Genomic DNA, 547 nt, shown 5'->3' on the forward strand with positions numbered 1-547 from the left:
CAAAGGCAGAAGGGAGCTTGACTGCGAGACCTACAAGTCGAGCAGGGACGAAAGTCGGGCTTAGTGATCCGGTGGTTCCGCATGGAAGGGCCATCGCTCAACGGATAAAAGCTACCCCGGGGATAACAGGCTTATCTCCCCCAAGAGTTCACATCGACGGGGAGGTTTGGCACCTCGATGTCGGCTCATCGCATCCTGGGGCTGTAGTCGGTCCCAAGGGTTGGGCTGTTCGCCCATTAAAGCGGTACGCGAGCTGGGTTCAGAACGTCGTGAGACAGTTCGGTCCCTATCCGTCGTGGGCGTTGGAAGTTTGTGAGGAGCTGTCCTTAGTACGAGAGGACCGGGATGGACACACCGCTGGTGTACCAGTTGTTCCGCCAGGAGCATAGCTGGGTAGCTACGTGTGGAAAGGATAAGTGCTGAAAGCATCTAAGCATGAAGCCCCCCTCAAGATGAGACTTCCCATCACTTCGAGTGAGTAAGATCCCTCAGAGACGATGAGGTTGATAGGTCCGAGGTGGAAGCGTGGTGACACGTGGAGCTGACG

Annotated in this window: 1 rRNA gene; it reads left to right on the forward strand. The window is 56.3% G+C overall.

Annotation, left to right across the window (positions count from 1 at the left end):
• Nucleotides 1-547 (forward strand): 23S ribosomal RNA (locus ACFSMW_RS20335); the annotation flags it as partial.

The organism is Tigheibacillus halophilus (assembly GCF_042683165.1).
Taxonomy (GTDB): domain Bacteria; phylum Bacillota; class Bacilli; order Bacillales; family Amphibacillaceae; genus Tigheibacillus; species Tigheibacillus halophilus.